The following is a 21,549-nucleotide window of genomic DNA, read 5'->3' as shown; positions in this document are numbered from 1 at the left end:
TCCGAAAAACTGCACATGTCCCACGCCGCTTAGGCACAGGGGCAGTTAACAACCGTCCTGTCGTCGGCCCTTCCCATGAGTGGTTATGCCATCCGCCGGCGCGAACGGCTCATAGAAGCGAAACTCGGACGCTCCGTATCATCTTTTGGGTGCCACGTTCACGGGGTTCCCAAGTATCCACCGGGCTTTCTCCAGGGGTGCGAGCATCTCCGTGAGCCGGTAATCACGGATTAGAAGCTCGCAGTCAGTAATTGACGCCCGAAACTCGGCTGTTGCGTCATCGTCTTTTCCGTCGAACACGAGGCCCGAAGCGTACTCAGGCCTAACGGCACCCTGAATCATCCTGGCAACAATGGGTGTGGGGAGGCTAGTTCCAATCTTGCTCTTGTTAACGATGGCGCCCTGGCCCGCTTTGAAATCTTCGTTGAGCTTCGCCTGAAGAAGGAAGTAGGCGGCGAGCCTCAGATACTTATCTGAATCAATCGACACATCGACCTGACTGACATATCTCAGAGCAGAACTCGCTGCGACGGAAGGTAGTTTGAAGGCCAGCAGCGGGTTGCCTAGCTTTTTGGCCTGCTCTCCGAGATTGTTTGCGCATAGGTATTGAGCGACTTGCATTCTGATCACGAAGGCTAGGCAGTAAACGCCAGCATGTTCACGGCACGGGTGGGTGTCAGCAAGGGCCGTAGCAGCCTCCGACTCTCGGTCGGCGACGCTTACCTGTCCACCTTGGAGGGCGGTAATGGCCATCAGTGTGCTGGCGTAGATACGAGCAGCCACGGCCCGACCTCGGACCGCGCCGAAGCTGCGTGTCATGATCTGGTCAAGAACCTGACACGTTTGTGAGAGGACCGTATAGGCTTCGACCGGCCTGCTCCAGGTGGCGACTATGCTTTCTTCGAGCGCCGCACGCTCGGCCTCAAGAGCCTCCTCGTCACGATTAAGCTCTGCAAGAACATTGCCGCGGTTTGCGTGGATCGTGCAAAGTCCAGGTGAGTAGATCGGCTCGATCCGTCTCTCTCGAAGCAACTTCTCTACCGCGATCGCCCGGTCGGCATCTTCAAGGGCCAGCAGATGGCGGGATCCCTTGTAGTGCCAGCCCGCTCGCATGCTGTAGAGTTCAGCAAGCCATCGGACACTTGTCGCATACGTGCTTGGCTGACTTTTTTTGGCCTCGAAAAGAGCAATAAGTGGATTGATGTCCGACTCGTATTCACCATCGCGTCCGAGCTTGACGAGGCAAAACCCGATGGATGCGATGCCTGCCGGGTCGCTAGGTTTGAGTGTCAAGGACCGTCTAAACGTTTCTAGAGCTTCCGCGCACTGGTCAGTCGCCAGCAGGGCACTCCCACGCAGAAGGCATGCGCGATAGGCGAACTCCGATGCCGAAGTGGCACCGGCTGCGAGTTGCTCTACCTCCTCTTTCGGGAGCAAGCTGAGGACTTCACTGTATCTGCTCTCGGCCTGTGCCAAGGCCGCCTCTGCCAAGCGGACCTTGCCGGCCACTTTGGGATTGTCCTGCTGCCGAGCTTTCAAAGTGGTAACGAGTGATCGCAGGCGGGTGACGACTTGCCTTTTCCGCGTCTCAGCCTGCTGGATGGCGAAAGTCCCCCCTACCGCTGGGACGTGCCGCCTTTCAGCCAAGATCAGGTCCGCCAGTTCGCCATGAACTTGATCCAGCTCGTTACATGTCCTCTCGTCTTCCGCTTGTAGCTGGATCGCGTGTTGCTCGGCCGCCTCGGCGCGCTGACGCTCCTGATGCTTGTCGTACCGCGTGTAAACCCACCCTCCGATAGCAATTAGTGGAATCAACACTGCGGCCACTCTTAGAGCAATTCGCCGGAAGCGGCCGATGCTTTCGACCGCTGCGACGACCTCTCGGGCGGAGGCGTATCGTTCCGAAGGCTTCGCCCGAAGGCACTTGGAACAGATGGCGCGAATAGGCCTCGGCATCCGCGACATTTGCTCTTTGCCGGCAGTGAATGATCCACATCCGGCCGGGCAGCCGGTAGACGTTTTGTGTTCACTGCACCGCGGTGGGAGCTGCCCTGTCAGTAGCTCGTAGAGCGTCACCCCGAGGTTGTACACATCGGATGGAATACCGATCTCCCCCCCGGCAAGCTGCTCCGGGCTTGCGTACTCGGGAGTGTACCCTCGCGGGACCGATCGCGAGCCGCCCGCTTCGAAGGCGAGGCCGACATCGATGATCTTCGGCGGCCCCTCAGCCGGAAGCTTGATGTTCTGCGGTTTGATGTCTTGGTGAACCCAGCCTTGGTCGTGAACAAGGGCGAGCCCTTTGGCGACCTCCCAGATGATCTGCTTGGCCTCGTCGGCCGGCAAGCCGTTCTCTCCTGCCTCACGAATGCGGGTGCTAAGCGACTCTCCCTCTACGTAATCCATGACGAGGTACGGCGGCTTGTGATTGGTATCGCTGCCAATCACGCCGACCAATCGCTCATTGCCTGCACGCAGTTTGAAGCCTGAGCGGGCTTCTTGCTCAAAGTGACTTCTGGCCGACGACTGCTTCTTGCCCCGCTTCCTCGGACTCTTCGCGTCTTTGGGCTCCCGCAGCACCTTGAGTGCTACGAGACTCTCCATCTTCGTGTCATACGCCTTGAAGACGTCCGATGTCCCGCCGCTGTCGATCCACTCCAGCACTCGGTAGAGGCCGCCAGCGAACGTGCCGAGGTCGTTTGGATGCCCGTCCGCCGCGGCACCCAAGTAGGGATAGCTCCGCTCACGCTGCTTTTTGACGAATGACTCGGCGCTCGCGCTCGGTTTCGGCAGTGGGGTAGCGAAATGGCTTGCGCCGCTGCTCGCAGCTTCAATGCGGTGCAGACGAGCATCGCAGTTGCTACACGCCGCCAGATGCTCAAACGCCCGTTGCTTCGCCGCGTCATCCAGACCGCCCTGGACGAGCGTGTTGAGCAGGCTGTCGTCGAGGCAATCCGTCGCTGACCGAGTGGCAGTACCTTCGGGGGCGTCGTCCGCGTCCATGCACGTCCCTCACCGGAAATCACTCGTCGGAACTCAACCCCTTGAACACTTCGCTGATTCGCTTCTTCATCTCCCACGTTACCCGATAGACCTGGGCTTCGGAGCACTTGAGTTCCTTTGCCACTGCCGCGACGGTCCCTTGGATGGGACGCTCAGCAATCTCGAAGTATTCGTTACCCTCTTCGTCGTGAGTCGAGACGATTCGAGTCTTCTCGAAGCACCGCCAGTCATCTGCCGCAACCTCATCCCGGACGATCTGAATCGCCTTCATAACCATGCTGGCCTTGACGCTTAGCTCCCACTGCCGGTCCAGCTCGGCGATGTCGTCCACGGTCACCGCCCTACCTCCCACGACCTTGCCCGCGACTCCGGCAAGCGCCTCGTCGCCACCGTTTGCTGCTGGACCGTTCTTCGCTCGTATCTTCATCGCGGCGCGTCGGGCGATGATGTTCACGAGACCCCGAAACCGCCCACCGCTCCTCTCGATGCCTCTTTCCTCGACGCGCTTCTTGACCTGAATCACGACCTCCTGCCAGACGTCATCCACATCCGGATGCCGCCTGCCCAGGATTAGCTGAGCCTGGCGACGGACGGGACCGGCGTAGACGTCCACAAACCAGTTCCACGCTTCCACGTCCTCGGGATCCTGAAGCCGCGGTACGAGCGACCATCTGGTCGTTTGCGACTGGCTGTCACCCACCACTTCCCTCCTTGGTGCCCCAGGGTTCTGGGGTCATTCCTTAGATTCTTTTGCCCTCGCCACGGAGAACTCAGCTCCCCGCGGAAGAGGTTGGTTAACGGGCCTTCAAAAAAGCCCAAAACCGAGCCTCGACTGAGGCTACTTCAGCGGAGATGACTTTGAGCAACGCACCTTCTGGCGAGGAGTCCGACCGGCGGAACTCTCTTAGCGGCCGCGAGCTTCAGCGGCGGATCGCCCGCGCGGGCTTCGCCATCAAGCTCGGCGGAGGAGCACACCCGCTCAAGATTCGCCACACGAGTCACTCCGCGACGCTGCACCTGCCGAACCGCCGGCACTTCAACAAGGTCCAGCTCGGCCTGTACCGGTCGAAGTTCGTCGCCGCCTTCGGCTGTGCCTCGCCGTTTTGATCCATTCGACCGGAATACAGGTGATTCCTGAACTCCTTCCAACCGTCCAGAGACGCGGCTTGACCTCTAGGCCGCACAATCGACCCATTCCGGGGAGGAACGATGAGCTTTCCAGCCATCCTCGGCGCGCTTAGTGACATGCGCACCGAGTTCGACAGGAGGCTGAGCCAGATCGAGAAGACCCTTCGCCGCGTCGCCGACGTGCGTGCCGACAAGCAGTACTTCACGGTGCGCGAGTTTGCCCGGCTCGTCGGTTGTAGGGAGGATACCGTCCGCTCGTGGGCGAGGCTCGGCCGGATCGCGGCCACCCGCACTCGTAGCGGACGGGGAGGCCGGTCCGAGCTTCGTATCTCCCGCGAGGAGCTTCTGAGGTACGAAGCCGAAGGCCTCCTCGGGGGCAGCGATGACCCCAAATGACCCCGACTGGGAGAGCGAGCGGCGGGTCAGCTCGCACCTCGTCCACGCCGTCCTCGCTGCCATCTTCGACCCGAGCCGCCCGGACCCGGGTACACCCGGGTTCTGGTCGTGGTTCGAGCCGCTCGTGTTCATGATCGAAGCCGAGATCATCGAGGCCGTGCTGGCCGAGCGCGACCGCTGTCTGACACCGTCCGTGAACTAACTGGCCTACGCTCGACAGGCGCTTCGGCGGCCCGTGGCCGCCGCCTGCGACTTCGTTTCGGGCTGTCTGCCGAGGGGAGCGGAGGAGGGGATGACGAGAAGTGTCCTGAGCGTGAGAGCTGCCGCGGAGCGCCTCGGGGTGTCGAGGTCACTGGTCTACGCCCTCATCGCCGCGAACAAGATTCGCCACGAGCGGCACGGGCTTGGCCGCGGCACCATCCGCATCCCCGAGGAGGCGCTTGAGGAGTACCGAAAGGGGGCCGAGGTCAAACCCCCGGCCCCGCCCCCGGAAGGGCTTACCCACATCAAGCTCCGGTAGCCCTCCGGGCGGCGTCTCGCATGTGCGTGACCTGCTGGGAGAGCTTCGAGTAGTGCCGCATGACCATGTCGGTCGAGGTGTGCCCGACGAGTTCCGCGACCTGGGCGATGCCGACGCCGTTGACCAGCGCGTCGGTCACGTAGGAGTGCCGGTAGTGGTAGCTAACCACATGCCCGAGTTCGGGGAGCTTCTTCCGAAGCCGCATGAACCGGCAGCGGATGGCGTTTCGCTTCCACGGCCGCTTACCGCGGTGGGTGCGAAAGAGGGGGCCGTCGGGCCAGGAGGCCATCAGCCGCCTCGTCATCTCGACCATCGGCGGGGTGAGGTAGACGACCCGCGGCTTGTGGGTCTTCTTCTCAGTCTTGTGCTCGGGCAGCACCCAGACGCCGATTTCGAGGTCGGCGTTCTCGGCGGTCACGCGGGCGACCTCCGACGGCCGGCAGCCGGTTTCCTGAAGGGCGGTGACGAAGTCCCGAAACGCCTGGTCGGGGATGGCCGCGAGGATGGCTTGCCTGGCTTCCTTGCTGACGCTTCCTTCCCGCCGCGGGCTCCTTCCGACGGAGACGGCCGCGAGCGGGTTCGTCGTCAGCAGGCCCTGCTTGTGGCCCCAGGTAAACGCCCGCTTGACGCAGTATGTGGCGTGCCGCCGGCCGCCCTTCCAGGACGGGTTCTGGTCGAGCCAGGTGGTGACGTGGTAGGGAATGACCTCGGCGGCGAGCCGCCGCCCGTGGGCGTCGCAGAAGTTTTGCAGGAAGACCTTGTGCCAGTCGAACGTCTCGGGCGAGTTGTGCTTCTCGCTCCACTTAAGGAACTCGTCGGCGAGCCGGGCCACGGTGAGCTTGTCCGGCTCGGGCGGGGCGTTTGCCTGCTGCTCGGCCATGACCCGGAAGTACGCCTCGTAGGCGGCCTTCTCGTTTCCGCGGCCCTTCACGAGCGGGATCTGGTCCTTGCCGAGCTGGACGTACCAGGTGTCGGTCTGCTTACGAAACCACGGCTTTGGTTGACGCATTGCTGAAGCCTCCGGGAGCTGGGTGAGCCGGAAGGCTTGCTCGATAGGCCCCTCGTCCGTGACAGCGGGCGGGGGGTCTTTTCATTCTATCTCTGCACGGAACTCTGCACAGCGTGCAGAGCCCGTAAAGAGGCGTCGTCGGAAGTGCTTACCTGACAAGGACTAACAAAGTCGGGCTGACAGGATTCGAACCTGCGACCTCTTGGTCCCGAACCAAGCGCTCTACCAAGCTGAGCTACAGCCCGTCACGGAAGACGTTCTACGAAATTCCCGGCCGCTGTCAACAGAACCTTTGGCCGGACCGCCGCGGGAACCCGGATTGTCCTAAAGGCATGATATCTCTTCTCGCCTTTGGTACGATCTCACCATGGGAAACGTCCTGTCCACCGCGAGCGACGACACGTCGCTGACGCTGCTGGGGCTGGCGAAGGGCCGCGACCCGGCCGCGTGGCGGCGACTCGTGCAGCTCTACAGCCCGGCCGTCTTCTCCTGGGCGAAGCGGGCCGGCCTCACCGACGAGAACGCCGCCGACATCGTCCAGGACGTGTGGACGGCCGTGGCCCCCGGCCTGGAAAAGTTCCGGCGGGACAAGGCGACCGGCACGTTCCGCGGGTGGCTCTGGACGATCACCCGGAACAAGGTCCGCGACGCCGCCCGCCGCCGGCACGACTCGGCCGTCGCCGCCGGCGGCACGAACGCGCAGATGGCCCTCAACAACGTCCCCGAAACCGAGCCGGCGGACGACACCGACGCCGACGCGCCGGGGATGGTCGAGCGGGCGCTCGACCTGATCCGTGGCGACTTCGCCGAGCACACCTGGCAGGCGTTCTGGCGAACCGTCGTCCTCGGCCAGCCGGCCCGCGACGTGGCCGGCGACCTCGGCATGGCGGCGAACGCCGTCCACCAGGCCAAGTTCCGCATCCTCAAGCGGCTCCGGCAGGAGTTGACCGCCCTCGGCGTCGTCGACGACCCGTCGTTCGCGGGAATTCTGCCGCCCGCGTAAGGCCGCCGCGTTATTGTCGGGTAAGGGGACGCCGCCATGACCGCCCGCTGCCCGCTCGACGACACCCTCCTCCGCTACGCCGCCGGCGACCTGGACGACGCCGTCGCCGCGGACGTGGACTCGCACCTCGGCACGTGCGAAACCTGCCTCTCGCGGATCGAGGAAGTTTCCAAGAACGACGCCCTCTTCTCCAAGCTCCGCGGCCAACGGGAACCGGCCCCGACGCCGGTGGCGCTCGACCGGGTCGTGTCCGCCGTCATTCACAACTTGCAGATCGCCGGGCCGCCCCCCGTGCCGGCCCGCCGCGTCCGGGACTACGTGCTGCTCGACGAGGTCGGCCGCGGCGGCATGGGCCAGGTCTACCGCGCCGCCCACCCGCGGCTGAACGTCGAAGTCGCGGTCAAGCTCCTCCGCCCCGGCCTCGACGGGCCGAGCTTGCGGGCGCGGTTCGAGGCCGAGCGCGAGGTGCTGGCCCGGATGGACCACCCGAACATCGCGAAGGTGTTCGACGCCGGCGTCAGCGAGGACGACCGGCCGTTCTTCGTCATGGAGTTCCTCCGCGGCTCGACGCTGACGAAGTGCGTGGCCGACGACGGCCTCGACCTCCGGTCCCGGCTGGGGTTGTTCCGCGAAGTCTGTCACGCGATCCAGCACGCGCACCAGAAGGGGATCATCCACCGGGACATCAAGCCGTCGAACGTCCTCGTCGTCCGGCAGGACGGGCGGCTCGTGCCGAAGGTCATCGACTTCGGCGTGGCGCGGGCCGTCGATCCGGGCGAGCCGCGGCACACCGAGCACGGGGCCGTCGTCGGCACGCTGGAGTACATGAGTCCGGAGCAGACGCTCGACACGGCCGCCGGCCTCGACACCCGCAGTGACGTGTTCGCCCTCGGCGTGCTGCTGTACGAGCTGCTCACCGGCGGCACGCCCACGGCCGCCCTCCGGGACCGGGACGGCCGCCCCCGCGACGTGGCGACGCTCATCCGCGAGGTGGACCCGCCCCCGCCGAGCGCCGTCGCGACCGTCCCCGTCCCGTCCCGCCGGGTCCGGGACGAACTCGACTGGATCGTGCTCAAGGCGCTGGAAAAAGACCCGGCCCGGCGGTACGAGTCGGCGGCCGCGCTCGCCGACGACGTGGGCCGACTCCTCGCGGACGAGCCGGTCCGTGCGGCCCCGGCGAGCCGCCGCTACCGGCTGAAAAAGTTCCTCCGGCGGAACCGCGCCGCGGTCGTCGGGTCCACCCTCGTCTTCGTGGCGCTGCTGGCCGGCGTCGTCGGGACGACGTGGCAGATGGTCCGGGCGCTGGCCGCCGAGGGCCGGGCCGAGGACCGCGCCACCGCCGCCCGCGACGCGGAGAAGAAGGCACGAGAGGAATCGGCGAAGGCGACGGCGGCCGAGGCCGGCGCGGTCGCGGACCGCAACCGGGCCGTCGATGCCGAGGCGGACGCGACCGCGTTCAACCAGTTCCTCGTCAACTACGTCCTCGCCGCGTCCCGCCCGGACCTCGCCGGCCGCGGCCTCGGCCGGACCGTCACGCTCGCCGAAGCCCTCGCCGTGGCCGAGAAGAACCTCGACAAGGCGTTCGCCGGCCGGCCGGCCGCGGAGATTCGGGCGCGGATCGTCCTCGGCCAGACGTGGTTCCAGTTCCGCCGATTCCCGGACGCCGAGCGGCACTACCTCCGGGCGATGGACCTCCTCGCGATGCAGCCCGTTCCGGACCGCGACGCCGTCCACGAGTGCCAGAGCCAACTCGTCGCGATCTACGAGCACACCAGCCGGTACGCCGCGGCCCGGAAACTGGCGGAGGAATGCCTCCCGGCGTTCGCCGCCGCCCACGGCCCGGACGACGACCGCGTCGTCGCCCTGGGCATGGAACTCGGCCTGGTCCTCCTCCACCTCGGCGAGACCGCTAACGCCCTGCCCCGGCTCAAGGCCGCGATGGACGCGCGGGCGAAGCGGTTCGGGCCGGACGAGGAGCGGACGCTCACCGCCACGAACAACTACGCCCTCGGCCTCCAGCAGGCCGGGCGGTACGACGAGTCGTTGCAGTTGCACCAGGCCGTACTCAAGACGCGGCTCGCCCGGCAGGGGAAGGATTACCAGTCCACCATCAGTTCGATGAACAACGTGGCAACACTACTCGCCCTGAAGAAGCGGCCGGAGCAGGCCGTCGTCCTACTGGAGAAGGCGCTCCCGTGGGCGCGCGACCACCTGAGCGAGGAACACACGACCACGCAGTCGATCCTCAACAACCTCGGCCAGTGCTACAAGGACACGGGCCGGACCGCCGACGCGATCCGCGTCCTCGAAGAGTGCCGGGCGCTGCGGCTGAAGCACCTCGGCCTGGGCAACGCGGACACCCACATCACGCTCTCGAACCTCGCCGCCGCGTACAAGGCCGCCGACCGGCTGGACGACGCGATCCGGCTCAACGAGACCGTCTACCGCGAGCGGCTGAAGCTCCACGGCCCGGCCCACGCCGACACCCGGCTGACGGGCAACAACCTCGGCAGCTACCTGCTCCTCGCCCGGCGGTACGAGGCGGCCGTCGCCGTCCTCGAACCGACGGCGGCGGCGGCGACGGCGGCCGACGGCCCGGACAAGTTCCAGACGATGGCCACGGCCTACTACCTCGCCCAGGCGTACTTCCAGTTGAACTTGCCGGACGCGGCCGAGCCGTGGCTCAAGCAGTCGCTGGCGTGCGCGACCGGCCCGGCCGGGGCGAAGACCGGCATCGGCAAGGCGGTCGTCGAGCTGTACGCCGGGCTGCTCGCGGGCCGGGGCGAGTACGCCGAGGCCGAGCGGTTGCTCCGCCCATTGATCCCGGCGGACGGCCCGGTCCCGAAGCCGACCACGATCACCGGCGGCAAGGCGCTCGCCGACCTGGGGCAGTGCCTAGCCGCCCGGAAGCAGTTCGCCGCGGCCGAGCCGCTGCTGCTGGCGGCCTTCAACTACCTCCGGCAGGCGCACGCCCGGTGGCACCCGGCGGTGACGGACGCCACGATGGCCGCACTCGTCACTCGCGTGGCCGACCTGTACCGCGACTGGGGGAAGCCGGACCAGGAGAGCGCGTGGCGGGACCGGAAGCCGACCCGCCGCGAACTCGCGCCGAGGCCGCGGGCGAAGGGCGGGGCCTAAGCGCTACGGGCCAGCGAATCGCGGCGAGCAAACATCTTCTTCCGTAGAACCCGGAGCGGGAGCGACGGGGTGTTGACGCACCCGACACCCCGTCGCTCCCGCTCCGGGTTCCACAATACCAGCCGGTGCTGGTTCGAGGCTCGCCGAAATATTACCGGCCCGTCGCGGGTTGTCGGACGCAGACGAGTTCCGTCCCCGTCCGCACGAGGATCGTCCCGTCCACCGCGGCCACGCCGTAAACCACGTCGCCGACGGCCGAGTACCGGGTCGCGTCGAGGTCGTCCTTCGGCAGCGGCGGGCCGCCGCCCGGCCCCTTCCCCTCCGGCGGCTTCGGCAGCGTCGCCGCGGCCTTCGCCCTGGCGTCGTCCTTCCGCTTCGAGAACTCGTCCGCCGACCACAGCCGGTTCGCTGCCACCTTCTCGAACGTCGGCCCGGCCTTCAGCACCGTCGTCACCCCGTCCTTCCCGAAGAAGTAGACGTGCTCCCCGGCCCCGACCGGCGTGGCCCAGCATTGGTTGTCCAACCGCTCGGCGTACCGCTCCTCGCCGGTCGTCAGATCGACGCAGTGGACGAGGCCGGTCTTCGTCGCGAAGTAGACGTGCCCCCGATGCACGAGCGGGCTGGCGTGGTGGCTGATCGCCTTCGTGCCGTCCCACACCTTCTCGAACGCCGGCTTCCCGTCCTTCTTGGTGAGCCGCACGCAGCAGTTCGACCGGGCCGACGCCGCGAGGTCCGGCTTCATCCGGTTCTCCCCGGCCCCGACGACGACCAGCCCGCCGGCGGCCGTGGCGGACGGGATGTTGTTCCCGACCAGCCCGTCGAGGGCCGCGAGTTCCTTCCCCGTCTCCGCGTCGTAGGCGGTCAACGAGCCGCTACTGCTGACGAGCACCGCGGGCTTGCCGTCGAAGTTGCCGACGACGGGCGAGGTCCACGACGACCGGCTCGGCCGGTCGGCCTTCCACGCCGGCCGGCCGGTCGCCTTGTCGAGCGCCACGAGGTACGACGGCCCCTGGTCATCGATCAGGATCACGACCGCCGACGCGGTTTGCGCCGGCGAGCTGCCGACGCCGTGGTTGTTCTTGAACGCGCCGTAGTCCGTCACGAGCGACCGCCGCCACCGCACGTCGCCGCCGGGCGTCAGGGCGATCGCGTCGCCGGACTCGAAGAAGGCGTAAACGCCGCCCCCGTCCGCGACCGGCGTGGGGCCGGCCCGGCTCATCATCGGGTTGTTCTTCCCCTTCTGCGACGCCGCGAACTCCTTCGCCCAGGCGACCGCGCCGGACCTCACGTCGATGGCGGCGACGATCAGCTTCTCCTTCTCCGCGCCGTCGATGGCGGTAACGTACGCGCGGTCCTTCCAGACGACCGGCGACGACTGCCCGTACCCAGGCAGCGCGGTCCGCCACGCGACGTTCTCCGTCGGCGACCACGTCACCGGCAGGTTCTTCGCGGCCGTGGTGCTCGTCCCGTCGCCGCGGAAGCCGGGCCACGTGTCGGCGGTCGTGGGGTCCGCGCTCAGCAGGACGGACAGCAGCAGCACGCTCATGGAATGATTCCTTGTTGGGTTAGAAGGCGTCACATGTCTTGTAGGGCGGGTCAAGGCTTTGCGCCGACCCGCCGTTGAGGTCCCGGCCGGTTCGGCGTGTCTTCGATTCTGGTCGCGGTCCCCCGGCGGGTCGGCGCAGAGCCTTGACCCGCCCCACGAAACCCGCCACGGTTAGAAGTCGTTGCCGGTGACGACCTCGCCGCCCGCGCGGGTGGCGAGTGCCCGCCAGGTTGTTAGCGCGATCGAGTCGCGGACGAACCGGACGCCGCCGTCGCCGAAGCAGACGTTGACGCCGCCGCTGAAGTTGCTCCGGGCGGACAGGAACCCCAGGCCGTGGGCCGTCGAGTCCGGGTCGGCGCTGTTCGGCGTCAGCGCGGCCGTGAACCCGTTGACGGTCGCGTTCGCCCAAATCCACGACCCGCCGCGGTTGCCCCGCCACGACGTGGCCGTTTGAAACTCGGTCGGACCGATCGGCGGGCTGGCCCCGTAGCCGGGGTTCGCGCCGCCCGGCCCGGTGTACAGCCCCTTGCCGGGGATGCTCGCCGTCTGCCGCCGCCGCTCGTCGCGGGACAGGTCGGCGAACGGCTTCGTCAGGTTCTGGTTCAGTCCGAGCAGGCACTGGGACATGAACATGGTATTGGTCGTGCCGTCCGTCACGTCGGCGAACCGCAGGCCGGGGCCGTAGTAGAACAGGCCGTCCGACGGGAACCGGGTGTCGTACCCGTTCGGGGCGGCCGCCCCCGCGCCGGCCGGCCCGGACCCGAGGTTGACGACGTAATTCGTGCCGGCGTGCGTGCCGCCGCCGGAGTTGACGGTGAACAGCGGCTGCCGGCCGTCGCCGGGGCAGAGGAACGTCTTCACGACCGTCCCCGCGGCCGGCACGACAGCAGGGTTCAGCGTGATGCCCGGGAACGTGCCCAGGAACAGCGGCTGCGTCATGTCGAATTGCCGGCCGAGCGGTTCCTGCTCGATGTACGGCAGCAGTTGGGCGTGGATCGAGTACCCGAACGACGTGCCGTTGCTCACGCCGGCGACCGGCAGCATCCCCGGCAGCCGGCCGTTGACGCCCTCGTAGTTGTGGAGCGCGAGGCCGAGCTGCTTGAGGTTGTTCTGGCTGCTCATCCGCGCGGCGGCCTCGCGGACCTTCTGGACGGCGGGGAGTAGCAACCCGAGGAGGACGGCGATGATGGCGGTCACGACCAGCAACTCGATGAGCGTGAACGCCGGACGACGGACCGGACCGGAACGCGACATGACATTTCCCCCGAGTGGGTAGCGCGGTACTCGAACGGAGATTAAGAACTTAGTTTACTTTCGTAATACTTTTTCATACCTCGTCAAGGTCCGTACGACGTAATACCGGAGTCGGTTCGGTTCTTTCCGCGAATGGGGAGCGAATGATTCCGGACTGATGCGAGATGATTCCAGACGGAAAATTCGATACAAAACCTTACAATTTATATATTTGCGTCATTCTCAAAAATGATTCCGGAGAATTGAAATGATTCCGGCGAGGGGTGAGGGTGGATTCCGAGGAATCATTTTCCGTCGTGAGGATGGGGCAATTGGGAAATGAAAACGCCACGAGGGTTACCTCGTGGCGTCGGGGAAAGCCGCCTCAGGGATTTGAACCCTGGACCCCGGCTTTACGAAAGCCGTGCTCTACCGCTGAGCTAAGGCGGCGGTCCGCTGCTTCTAACTTATCGACGCCCGCCGCCCCGACAAGGTTCGCCGGCCGGTCACTTCTTCGCCGGCAGCGGCTTCCGGCGGTCGTGGTAGATCGGGTCCTTCGGGTCGTCGGACACCTTCCAGACGTGGCCGTCCTTCATGTACATCTTCCGCTGCTCCTCGGCGTTGAACGGGCGTGCCCCGACGCGGCCGAACACGCCGATCTGGTGGCCGGACTCGTCCACCGCCCGGTCGCGGTCGAGCGGCTTGCCGACGCCGAGTACCTTGCCGCCGTGCGGGACCTTGTACGTCGCGATCAGCTTCGGGCACGGCCGCGGGCTGAACCCGTCGTTGCCCGGTTGCTGCGGGGAGGAGAGTTGCACGATCCGCATTCCGTTCGCGCCGTCCGCGACGTAGGCGAACGACGTGTTGTACGTGATCCCCAACTTGATGTCGCGAACGTCCGTCATCGCGCCGTTCGCGGTGAACACCTGGTCGAGCTTCGGCTCCTCGGCGTTCGTGATGTCGAGGATCACCATGCCCCGCTTCCCGGCCGACACGTAGGCGTAGGTCCGGGCCACGTAGATGTTGTGGCAGTCCGGGATGCGGATCAGCGACTTCGGCTGCGGCTTCGCGATGTCCGAGATGTCGAGGATTTTGATCCCCTCCTCGTCCACCACGTAGCAGTACCGGAACTGCGTCTGGATCGACTTCGGCTTGTGGATGAACTTCGAGTCGATGACCGTCTCGACCTTCGGCTCCAGCGGGTTGTCGAGGTTCACGACCACGAGGCCGGCGTCGCACGCGACGTAGGCGTAGTGGCCGACGATGTGGACGTACTGCGCCCCGCACAGCAGGCCGTCCGGGTTGAACGTCACCTGCCGCTTGAGGAAGTTGTTGATCGGGTTGCCGTCGATGGTCGTCCCGGCCCCGATGAGGATCAGCCCTTCCTCCGCGTCGGCAACGTACAGGAAGCCGAAGACGAGGTGGATCGGCTGCTCCTTGTTTTCCGGGTTCATCTTCCGCAGCGGGTCCACGGCCACGCTGGTCGGGGCGGTGACGTACCGGGCGTTCTTCGTGGGCACGTAGAACTTCTGGCCGGCCGGCGACACCGGCGCGGTCGTGATCCGCTCGGCGAACGCCTTGTCGTCGATGAACGCGATGTCGTACACCCGCACGCCGTTCTCGCCGCAGGCGGCGTACAGGTACTCGCCGCGGGCCTGAACTTGCAGCACCTCGTGAGTTTGGAACGGCTTCTTCAGCCCGAACATCACGTCGCGGCCGGGGTGCTCGTGGGCGTTCTTGAGGACGTTCCCGTTCTCGCAGAGCTTCTTGTAGTTGTCCGGGTAAGCGACGCGGTGCAGGTCGCTGCCGAACACCGCCTGCGGCTCAAACTGCTCCGTGAGCGTCACGCCGAACAGCCCCTCCTCGCCGGCCGCGATCCAGCCCACGCGGGTCATGTGGTTGAGGTACTGCGTGCCGTGCATGAGCAACTGGCCCATGATGGCGTTGTTGTCGTTGTTCTTCGAGACGTGGCAGTCCGTACACTGCTTCGTCTCCCGCCACCCCTTGCCGCGGACGGTGTGCGGGACGTTCGTGCTGAACGCCGTGCCGCCGTACCCGTCGGCCGAGATCGTCTGCTGCTGCGAGTAGATCAACTCGCGGTTGTTGTTGTAACTGCTCACGTGGACGGCGCACGACGACCGGGCCGGGTTGACCTTGTTCCCGGTCACGTCGCCGTCGCGGGCGAGCATGAAGATGTCCGTCCGCAGCGTCTGGAAGCAGTACGACGTGTAGTTACGGGTCACGTCGCCGTCGGCGTGCAGCACCGGCATCTTCATGTTCGCCCGCTGCGGCAGGTGGCAGCCGAAGCAGCTCGGGTTCCACGAGCTGTGGCACGCGATGCAGCTCATGTTGCTGTTCTGGTGCGCGGCGCAGCCGGGGTTGTCGTCCGGCAGGTCGCCCCAGACCATCTGCCCGCCCTCGAAGCGGACCGTCTTCGCCAGCGCCGACTTCTCGCTGTACCGCGGGTGCGTGCGGTCGATGGTGTCCTTCGTCTGGACGACCTCCCACCGGACGCCCTTCTCGACGGCCGAGTTCTGGAAGAACCGCTTCTTCCCGCCGGGCAGTTCCTCGACCTCGAACCGCGGCTTGCCGAACGGCGTCCGCATGGCGGCGAGGTTGCGGCCCTGGCCGTTCGGGTCGCTGGTGTACGCGGCCGGGCCGGACGACCGGAGCGACGTGTACTCCGTGCTCGTGCCGTGGCAGTCGATGCACGCGATCTCGGTGGCGGCCCGCACCTCCTGGTGCAGCCGGTTGTTCCCGTGGCCGTCCTGCGAGAAGTGGCAATCGACGCAGTGCATCCCCTTCTCGATGTGGATGTCCCGCAGGTGGACCGGCTGCCCGGCCCGCGACTTGTCGAACTGGTCCTCGGCCGCCTTCGCCTTCGGGGCCGTGTCGTGCTTCGTCTTGTGGAAGTCCTTCACCTTCGTGGCGAAGTCGGTCGCCGCCATCAGCTGTTGCGGCGTCGGGTTCGCGACGACGTTGCCGTAGTGGTCGCGGAAGTTGCCGACGCGGTCCCGCTTGTACACCGCGTTGAACGCCCACCCGTGGCTGTGGAAGTCCCCGAACTGCGCCTTCGTCATCTCCGGGTTGAGTTGCGCCATGTCCGCGACGAACTCCGGGTCGCGCATGTGCTGCTTCGCGGCAATCTCGTTCGGGTTCCGCATCAGCGACCGGATGAGTTGTTCCGGCGTCGGGTTCAACTGCTTGTCCGGGTAGACCTTCTCCGCGTGGCTGTCCTCGTCCCACCACATGTACCCGATGTAGCTGTTCATGACGGTCGTGCCGGGGTGGACGTGGCAGACCATGCACTGGCTCGTCGGGATCGAGTTGGTGAACCGATGCTCGATCGGGTGGCCGGATTCCGTCTTCGGGATTGTCGGGTCGGCGTTCACGGTCATGCCGCGGTTGCCGAACTTCGCGTAGGGGCCGGAGTGGACCGGCGACCGGTCGTTCGCGTACGTCACGTGGCAGGCCGTGCAGCCGCTGGACCGGTAGTCGCCGGGGTTGTCGTTCGTGCCGAGGAAGTTGAGCGTCGGGTCGAACAGCCGCGTCTTCGTGAGGCCGATGAACACCGGGTCGGTCCGGTTCTGCGTGCCGATGCCGCGTTCGCTCAACCGCGTCCGCGGGCGGCCGGGTTCTTCCTTCAGTTCGGGAATGCCCACGTCCGGGCGGAACCGGCCGCCCGGCTCGAAGATGCGGAGGATGTTCCCCGGCTGGCTGTTCTCGAACCGCGGCAGCGGGTCGAGGAACGGGAGCACGCCCTTCTTCGCCATCTCCTCTTCCGACGGTGGCGGCCACGTGACGAGCCGCAGGCCGGCCCCGTGCATCGAGTACGCCTCGCCGTACCGGGCCTTCTTGAACGGCACGGACCCGTTGTTGTAAAGGGCCGCGCCCCAGAGCATGCAGCCGGTCGTCATGATCTGCTTGCGGTTGACCTGCACTTCCTTCGGGTGGCAGCCGGCCGTGCCGCAGCTGATGTGCGCGATCCGGAAGTCGCCGGGGTTCACGAACCGGATGTACTCCGGCGACTCGTGGTTGAGCAGCGTGTACGACCGGACCGGGTTGCCGCTCGACGCCCAGAACTGCGGGAACCTTGCCCTCGGGTGCGCCGCCTCCTTCGTCGTCGCGCAGGCGTCGCCGCCGTGGCAGTCGGTGCAGCCGAGGCGGACGGTGTCCTTGTAGTGCGGGTCGTGGGCCGTCTGGTGGCAGACGATGCACCCGCCGCTCTTGGCCGACTTCTGCTCCTCCGTCTGCTCCATCAGCTTCACGCCGTCGAGTTCCGGCGGCATCGGGAACGGGTCGGTCGGGTCGGTCGAGTAGTTCGGCTCCCGCACGTCCTTCGTGCCGTCGCCGTGCGGCAGCAGCCGCTCGCGGGCGGCTTTCTTCGCCGCCTGCTCGCGGACCTTCTTCGCGTACTCGTTGACGGCCTTGTCGCCGCCGGGCAGCCGCGGATCGACGGCGTAACTGACGACGGCGAACGCCAGGTAGACGATTGCGGTGTACTTGACGAGGCGACGAAACGAGAACGAGCGGGCCGCGTCCATGAGCCATCTCCGCGAACGTACCGATACCGAGCGAGAGCGCAGGGCGTCCCCCATACCATCGGCTCCGGCCGTGTCAACGGATGAGCGCGGTTTTGACGGCTGTGACAACTAACGCGATCGGCGCGACGGGGTAAGCTGGGGAAGGTTTGAGGGCGAAAAGCAGCCCACCGGCACCGCCGCCACCGCCACGGGTGGTCCCCGTGGCGGAATCGCCACCTGGGTTAACGCGACCGGTATAATGAACATTTGGTCAAAACGAAGCCCGTTATCGAAACCGGCGAGCCGAGCGGCGTAAGCCGCTCGGCTCGCCGGTCCCTTCCCTTCCCCCCCGCGCCGCCGTATACTCTGCGAGCATCCCAACCCTCCCGCGGCCCTTCCCATGAAACACCTTCTCGCGCTTTCCGCCGTCCTCTTTCTCTCCGCCCTGGCCTCGGCCGCCGACCCGTGGATCACGCTGACCGGCGGGAACGGCGTCGGTAACGGCAAGCACGTCGTCCTTGTGAGCGGCGACGAGGAGTACCGGTCCGAGGAAGCGCTGCCGCAGCTCGCGAAGATTCTCAGCACGCACCACGGGTTCAAATGCACCGTGCTGTTCGCCATCGACAAGAAGGACGGCACGATCAGCCCCGGCGTCCTCGACAACATCCCCGGCTTGGAGGCGCTCAAGACGGCCGACCTGATGGTCATCTTCACTCGGTTCCGCAACCTGCCGGACGAGCAGATGAAACACGTCGTCGAGTACGTCGAATCCGGCAAGCCGATCGTCGGCCTCCGCACCGCGACACACGCCTTCAACCAAAAGAGCAAGACCTACGCCGGCTACCACTGGCAGAGCAAGGCGGACGGCTGGCAGGGCGGGTTCGGCCGTGCCGTCCTCGGCGAGACGTGGGTGGCCCACCACGGGCAGCACGGCAAGGAGGGAACGCGCGGCCGGTTCGCGAAGGGCCAGGAGTCGCACCCGATCCTCAAGGGGATCAAGGACGGCGAAATCTTCGGCACGACCGACGTGTACACGGTGAAGCTGCCGGCCGACTGCCACCCGCTGGTGATGGGCGAGGTGACGGAAACTCTGAAGCCGGACTCGAAGGCTGTCGCCGGCAAGAAGAACGACCCGATGATGCCGGTCGCGTGGACGCGGACCGTCAACAAGGCCCGCGTCTTCACGACGACGATGGGCGCGTCGCAGGACCTCGAGTACGAGGCGACGCGGCGGATGATCGCGAACGGCTGCCTCTGGGCGCTCGGCCTGGAAGACAAGATTCCGGAGAAGACGAACGTGGAGATCGTCGGCGAGTACAAGCCGCTGCCGTTCAAGTTCAACGGCCACAAGCCCGGCGTGAAGCCGGAAGACCTGCTCAAGTAACAGCGAACCCCTCGGAGTTTCCCGATGCGTCGTGTCCTCTCCGTGTTGATGCTGGCGGCGGTGTGCGTGCCGGCGTTCGGCCAGTCGTCGCCGATCGCCGAGCGGATGAAGCAGTTCGTCGCGTCGAACGACCTATCCGGCGCGGTCACCGTCGTCGGCCGGGCGTCGGGCGTCGTCGCGCACGACGCCGTCGGCTACGCCGACATCGACAAGCAAAGGCCGATGGAGAAGGAAACCCTTTTCCGCATCGCGTCGATGACGAAGCCGATCACGGCGCTCGGCATCATGATTCTCGCGGACGAGGGGAAGCTCTCACCGGACGACCCGGTCGAGAAATACCTCCCGGAGTTCAAGGGCCAGAAGTTGAAGTTGAAGGACGAGGTGAAGGACCCGGCCCGGCCGATCACGCTCAAGGACCTGCTCACGCACACCGGCGGGCTGCCGAACTACCCGGCCCCGGCGAACGATGTGTACCAGAAGCGGCACATGACGCTCGCCGAGACGACGGCGCTGATTGCGAAGCAGCCGCTGACGTTCGAGCCGGGGACGAAGTGGTCGTACTGCAACCCCGGCATCGACACCCTCGGCCGCGTCATCGAGGTCGTCTCCGGCGAGGCGTACCACACGTTCCTGCAGAAGCGCGTCTTCGACCCGCTCGGGATGAAGAACACGACCTTCTACCCGACCGCCGAGCAGGTGGCCCGCACGGCGGCGATTTACAACAAGAAGGACGGCCAGCTCGTCGCGGCGTCGAACCTCATCCTGGAGCTGCCGAAGGACGCGAAGCACCCGATCCCGGCCGGCGGGCTGTACTCGTGCGCCGGCGACCTGGCGACGTTCTGCCGGGCGATGCTCGGCAAGGGGGCACTCGGATCGACGCGGATCGTCAGCGAGAAGAACTTCCTGGAGATGACGAAGACGCAGACGGGAGATATCAAGACCGGCTTTGTAGACGGCATGAGCTTCGGGTACGGGTTCGCGGTGGTGAAGGAGCCGAAGGGCGTGACGGCGATGCTGTCGGCCGGCACGTTCGGCCACGGCGGGGCGTTCGGCACGCAGTACTGGATCGACCCGAAGCAGGACCTGTTCGTGATCCTGCTCATCGCCCGCACCGGCCTCGCGAACGGCGACGCATCGGTGATGCGCGAGGAGTTCCAGAAACTCGCGGTGGAAGCGATCAAGAAGTAGCATAACGCCCACGCCCGTGGAACCCGGAGCGGTAGCGACGGGGTGGGCGTGGCGAAACCCCGTCGCTGCCGCTCCGGGTTCCACCCCTCCTCTCCCGTGGAGTCACCGCGATGTCCCCCTCCCGTCGAAGCTTTTTGCAAACCTCGGCCGGCGTCCTCGCCGTCGCCGGGTCGTCGGCGACGGCGTTCGCCGCCAATGAGACGATCAACGTCGCCGTCATCGGCAGCGGCGGCCGTGCCCGGCACTTGCTCAAGTCGCTGGTGACGATCCCCTCCGCCAGCGTCACCGTGCTGTGCGACGTGTGGGACAAGGCACTCGACGAGGCGAAGAAGCTCGTCCCGGCGGCCGCGACCACAAAGAAGTACCAGGAGGTGCTCGCGAACAAGGACGTGCAGGCCGTGCTGATCGCGACGCCGGACCACTGGCACGTCCCGCTGACGGTCGCCGCGTGCGAGGCGGGGAAGGACGTGTACGTCGAGAAGCCGCTGACGCACGACCTGAGCGAGGGCAAGGCCGTCATCGCCGCGCAGAACGACCACAAGCGGATCGTACAGGTCGGGACGCAGCAGCGGAGCATGCCGCACATCGCGGCGGCCCGCGAGCTGATCCAGGCGGGCAAGATCGGGAAGGTTCTCAAGGTGCGGATGAGTTGGAACCGGAACAGCAACCGCGTCCAGCGGTTCCCGCTCGGCGTCGATCCGAAGTCGGTGGACTGGCCGACGTTCCTCGGCAACGCAAAGAAGCAGGAGTTCGACGAGTACCGGTTCCGGAACTGGCGGTGGTTCTGGGACTTCGGCGGCGGCATTTTCACCGACCTCATGGTTCACTGGGTGGACGTGGCGCACTGGGTGCTGAACCTGGACCACCCCACGAAGGCCGTGAGCCTCGGCGATTCCGTGACCGCGCGGGGCGTGTGGGAGACGCCCGACACGGTACAGACGCTCTTGAGCTACCCCGGCGACGTGCAGATGCACTTCGAGGGGACGTTCAGCAACGCCCACACGGCGGCCCGCATCGAGTTCCTCGGCACGGACGCGACGGTGTACATCGACCGCGGGCGGTACGAGCTGATCCCGGAGAAGAACAAGAAGATTCCGCCGCAGGAAATGATCCTCGGCACCGGGCCGCGGGGGGCGGACTTCTACGACAAGCCGGACGGCGAGCTGCTGCACCTGACGAACTGGCTGGAGTGTATCAAGAGCCGCAAGCCGCCGACGGCCCCGGCCGAGGCGGGCGTGTCCGGCGCGTCGGCGGCGCACCTCGCGAACCAGGCGCTCCGCACCGGGCAGACGGCCGAGTGGAAATAGACCGCGTCGAGGTGTTGCGTAGCCCGATATGGTTTTCACCCCGAAGGGGTGGGAGATGTCAGCCCAGGGCATGGAGCGCAGCGACGCCGCCCTGGGTGGGACCGCAACCACCCGCAGGCTGAAAGCCTGCGACAAGGCTACCCGCCGCCGGGCCATGCTCCCGCGCCCAAGGCG

At 66.4% G+C, this 21,549-nt stretch carries 15 protein-coding genes and 2 tRNA genes; 9 read left to right on the top strand and 8 right to left on the bottom strand.

Features of this window, described 5'->3' with window-relative positions; all coding sequences use genetic code 11:
- Nucleotides 1-138: 138 nt before the first annotated feature.
- Together AC5JJ2_RS20010 and AC5JJ2_RS20005 are read right to left on the bottom strand one after the other, a co-directional pair.
- Nucleotides 139-3,000, bottom strand: coding sequence for a serine/threonine-protein kinase (locus AC5JJ2_RS20010; protein ID WP_495859795.1), 2,862 nt, complete (start codon nucleotides 2,998-3,000; stop codon nucleotides 139-141).
- 19 nt (nucleotides 3,001-3,019) lie between these two features.
- Nucleotides 3,020-3,700, bottom strand: coding sequence for an RNA polymerase sigma factor (locus AC5JJ2_RS20005; RefSeq protein ID WP_495859794.1), 681 nt, complete (start codon nucleotides 3,698-3,700; stop codon nucleotides 3,020-3,022).
- A gap of 158 nt (nucleotides 3,701-3,858) precedes the next feature.
- Here AC5JJ2_RS20005 and AC5JJ2_RS20000 point away from each other — a divergent pair, with 158 nt between their 5' ends.
- The 4 genes from AC5JJ2_RS20000 to AC5JJ2_RS19985 all read left to right on the top strand — a co-directional run bounded on the left by AC5JJ2_RS20000 (nucleotide 3,859) and on the right by AC5JJ2_RS19985 (nucleotide 5,044).
- Nucleotides 3,859-4,107: a hypothetical protein gene (locus tag AC5JJ2_RS20000; RefSeq protein WP_495859793.1), complete on the top strand. Its 249-nt coding sequence runs from the start codon at nucleotides 3,859-3,861 to the stop codon at nucleotides 4,105-4,107.
- A gap of 102 nt (nucleotides 4,108-4,209) precedes the next feature.
- The gene (locus AC5JJ2_RS19995; RefSeq protein WP_495859792.1) at nucleotides 4,210-4,524 is read left to right on the top strand and encodes a helix-turn-helix domain-containing protein; all 315 of its coding nucleotides are present in this window, start codon (nucleotides 4,210-4,212) and stop codon (nucleotides 4,522-4,524) included.
- Complete coding sequence (locus AC5JJ2_RS19990; protein WP_495859791.1) at nucleotides 4,511-4,726, top strand: hypothetical protein; 216 nt, start codon at nucleotides 4,511-4,513, stop codon at nucleotides 4,724-4,726. Before AC5JJ2_RS19995 ends, AC5JJ2_RS19990 begins: the two co-directional genes overlap by 14 nt.
- 90 nt (nucleotides 4,727-4,816) lie before the next feature.
- A complete protein-coding gene (locus tag AC5JJ2_RS19985; protein WP_495859790.1) occupies nucleotides 4,817-5,044 on the top strand; it encodes a helix-turn-helix domain-containing protein in 228 nt (75 codons plus the stop codon).
- On the opposite strand, the gene AC5JJ2_RS19980 is transcribed toward AC5JJ2_RS19985, so the two are convergent.
- Together AC5JJ2_RS19980 and AC5JJ2_RS19975 are read right to left on the bottom strand one after the other, a co-directional pair.
- On the bottom strand, nucleotides 5,031-6,053 hold the full coding sequence (locus AC5JJ2_RS19980; RefSeq protein ID WP_495859789.1) for a tyrosine-type recombinase/integrase: 1,023 nt from the start codon (nucleotides 6,051-6,053) through the stop codon (nucleotides 5,031-5,033). The genes AC5JJ2_RS19985 and AC5JJ2_RS19980 overlap by 14 nt on opposite strands.
- A 171-nt stretch (nucleotides 6,054-6,224) precedes the next feature.
- Nucleotides 6,225-6,298, bottom strand: a tRNA-Pro gene (locus tag AC5JJ2_RS19975).
- Nucleotides 6,299-6,420: 122 nt separating this feature from the next.
- Between AC5JJ2_RS19975 and AC5JJ2_RS19970 the strand changes: the two genes are divergently transcribed.
- Together AC5JJ2_RS19970 and AC5JJ2_RS19965 are read left to right on the top strand one after the other, a co-directional pair.
- Complete coding sequence (locus AC5JJ2_RS19970) at nucleotides 6,421-7,056, top strand: RNA polymerase sigma factor (RefSeq protein WP_495859788.1); 636 nt, start codon at nucleotides 6,421-6,423, stop codon at nucleotides 7,054-7,056.
- A gap of 36 nt (nucleotides 7,057-7,092) precedes the next feature.
- The gene (locus AC5JJ2_RS19965) at nucleotides 7,093-10,194 is read left to right on the top strand and encodes a protein kinase domain-containing protein (RefSeq protein ID WP_495859787.1); all 3,102 of its coding nucleotides are present in this window, start codon (nucleotides 7,093-7,095) and stop codon (nucleotides 10,192-10,194) included.
- A gap of 151 nt (nucleotides 10,195-10,345) precedes the next feature.
- On the opposite strand, the gene AC5JJ2_RS19960 is transcribed toward AC5JJ2_RS19965, so the two are convergent.
- The 4 genes from AC5JJ2_RS19960 to AC5JJ2_RS19945 all read right to left on the bottom strand — a co-directional run bounded on the left by AC5JJ2_RS19960 (nucleotide 10,346) and on the right by AC5JJ2_RS19945 (nucleotide 17,517).
- On the bottom strand, nucleotides 10,346-11,740 hold the full coding sequence (locus AC5JJ2_RS19960) for an outer membrane protein assembly factor BamB family protein (protein WP_495859786.1): 1,395 nt from the start codon (nucleotides 11,738-11,740) through the stop codon (nucleotides 10,346-10,348).
- A gap of 171 nt (nucleotides 11,741-11,911) precedes the next feature.
- Complete coding sequence (locus tag AC5JJ2_RS19955) at nucleotides 11,912-12,994, bottom strand: DUF1559 domain-containing protein (RefSeq protein WP_495859785.1); 1,083 nt, start codon at nucleotides 12,992-12,994, stop codon at nucleotides 11,912-11,914.
- A gap of 357 nt (nucleotides 12,995-13,351) precedes the next feature.
- Nucleotides 13,352-13,423 (bottom strand) — tRNA-Thr (locus AC5JJ2_RS19950).
- 56 nt (nucleotides 13,424-13,479) lie between these two features.
- On the bottom strand, nucleotides 13,480-17,517 hold the full coding sequence (locus tag AC5JJ2_RS19945; RefSeq protein ID WP_495859784.1) for an LVIVD repeat-containing protein: 4,038 nt from the start codon (nucleotides 17,515-17,517) through the stop codon (nucleotides 13,480-13,482).
- A 379-nt stretch (nucleotides 17,518-17,896) separates the two neighbouring features.
- On the opposite strand from AC5JJ2_RS19945, the gene AC5JJ2_RS19940 reads away from it, so the two are divergent.
- The 3 genes from AC5JJ2_RS19940 (at nucleotide 17,897) to AC5JJ2_RS19930 (ending at nucleotide 21,375) form a co-directional block, all read left to right on the top strand.
- On the top strand, nucleotides 17,897-18,880 hold the full coding sequence (locus AC5JJ2_RS19940; protein WP_495859783.1) for a ThuA domain-containing protein: 984 nt from the start codon (nucleotides 17,897-17,899) through the stop codon (nucleotides 18,878-18,880).
- A gap of 24 nt (nucleotides 18,881-18,904) precedes the next feature.
- Nucleotides 18,905-20,068: a serine hydrolase domain-containing protein gene (locus AC5JJ2_RS19935; protein WP_495859782.1), complete on the top strand. Its 1,164-nt coding sequence runs from the start codon at nucleotides 18,905-18,907 to the stop codon at nucleotides 20,066-20,068.
- Nucleotides 20,069-20,178: 110 nt separating this feature from the next.
- The gene (locus AC5JJ2_RS19930; protein WP_495859781.1) at nucleotides 20,179-21,375 is read left to right on the top strand and encodes a Gfo/Idh/MocA family protein; all 1,197 of its coding nucleotides are present in this window, start codon (nucleotides 20,179-20,181) and stop codon (nucleotides 21,373-21,375) included.
- Nucleotides 21,376-21,549: the final 174 nt, after the last annotated feature.

This window comes from Limnoglobus sp. (assembly GCF_059499385.1).
This window is presented reverse-complemented; position numbering and strand designations above follow the sequence as displayed.

Coding starts and splice junctions, on each gene's coding strand:
- AC5JJ2_RS19945 (WP_495859784.1), bottom strand. CDS start 17,517: ATGGACGCGGCCCGCTCGTTCTCGTTTCGTCGCCTCGTCAAGTACACC.
- AC5JJ2_RS19930 (WP_495859781.1), top strand. CDS start 20,179: ATGTCCCCCTCCCGTCGAAGCTTTTTGCAAACCTCGGCCGGCGTCCTC.
- AC5JJ2_RS19985 (WP_495859790.1), top strand. CDS start 4,817: ATGACGAGAAGTGTCCTGAGCGTGAGAGCTGCCGCGGAGCGCCTCGGG.
- AC5JJ2_RS19960 (WP_495859786.1), bottom strand. CDS start 11,740: ATGAGCGTGCTGCTGCTGTCCGTCCTGCTGAGCGCGGACCCCACGACC.
- AC5JJ2_RS19955 (WP_495859785.1), bottom strand. CDS start 12,994: ATGTCGCGTTCCGGTCCGGTCCGTCGTCCGGCGTTCACGCTCATCGAG.
- AC5JJ2_RS19940 (WP_495859783.1), top strand. CDS start 17,897: ATGAAACACCTTCTCGCGCTTTCCGCCGTCCTCTTTCTCTCCGCCCTG.
- AC5JJ2_RS20010 (WP_495859795.1), bottom strand. CDS start 3,000: ATGGACGCGGACGACGCCCCCGAAGGTACTGCCACTCGGTCAGCGACG.
- AC5JJ2_RS19970 (WP_495859788.1), top strand. CDS start 6,421: ATGGGAAACGTCCTGTCCACCGCGAGCGACGACACGTCGCTGACGCTG.
- AC5JJ2_RS19995 (WP_495859792.1), top strand. CDS start 4,210: ATGAGCTTTCCAGCCATCCTCGGCGCGCTTAGTGACATGCGCACCGAG.
- AC5JJ2_RS19990 (WP_495859791.1), top strand. CDS start 4,511: ATGACCCCAAATGACCCCGACTGGGAGAGCGAGCGGCGGGTCAGCTCG.
- AC5JJ2_RS19980 (WP_495859789.1), bottom strand. CDS start 6,053: ATGCGTCAACCAAAGCCGTGGTTTCGTAAGCAGACCGACACCTGGTAC.
- AC5JJ2_RS19935 (WP_495859782.1), top strand. CDS start 18,905: ATGCGTCGTGTCCTCTCCGTGTTGATGCTGGCGGCGGTGTGCGTGCCG.
- AC5JJ2_RS19965 (WP_495859787.1), top strand. CDS start 7,093: ATGACCGCCCGCTGCCCGCTCGACGACACCCTCCTCCGCTACGCCGCC.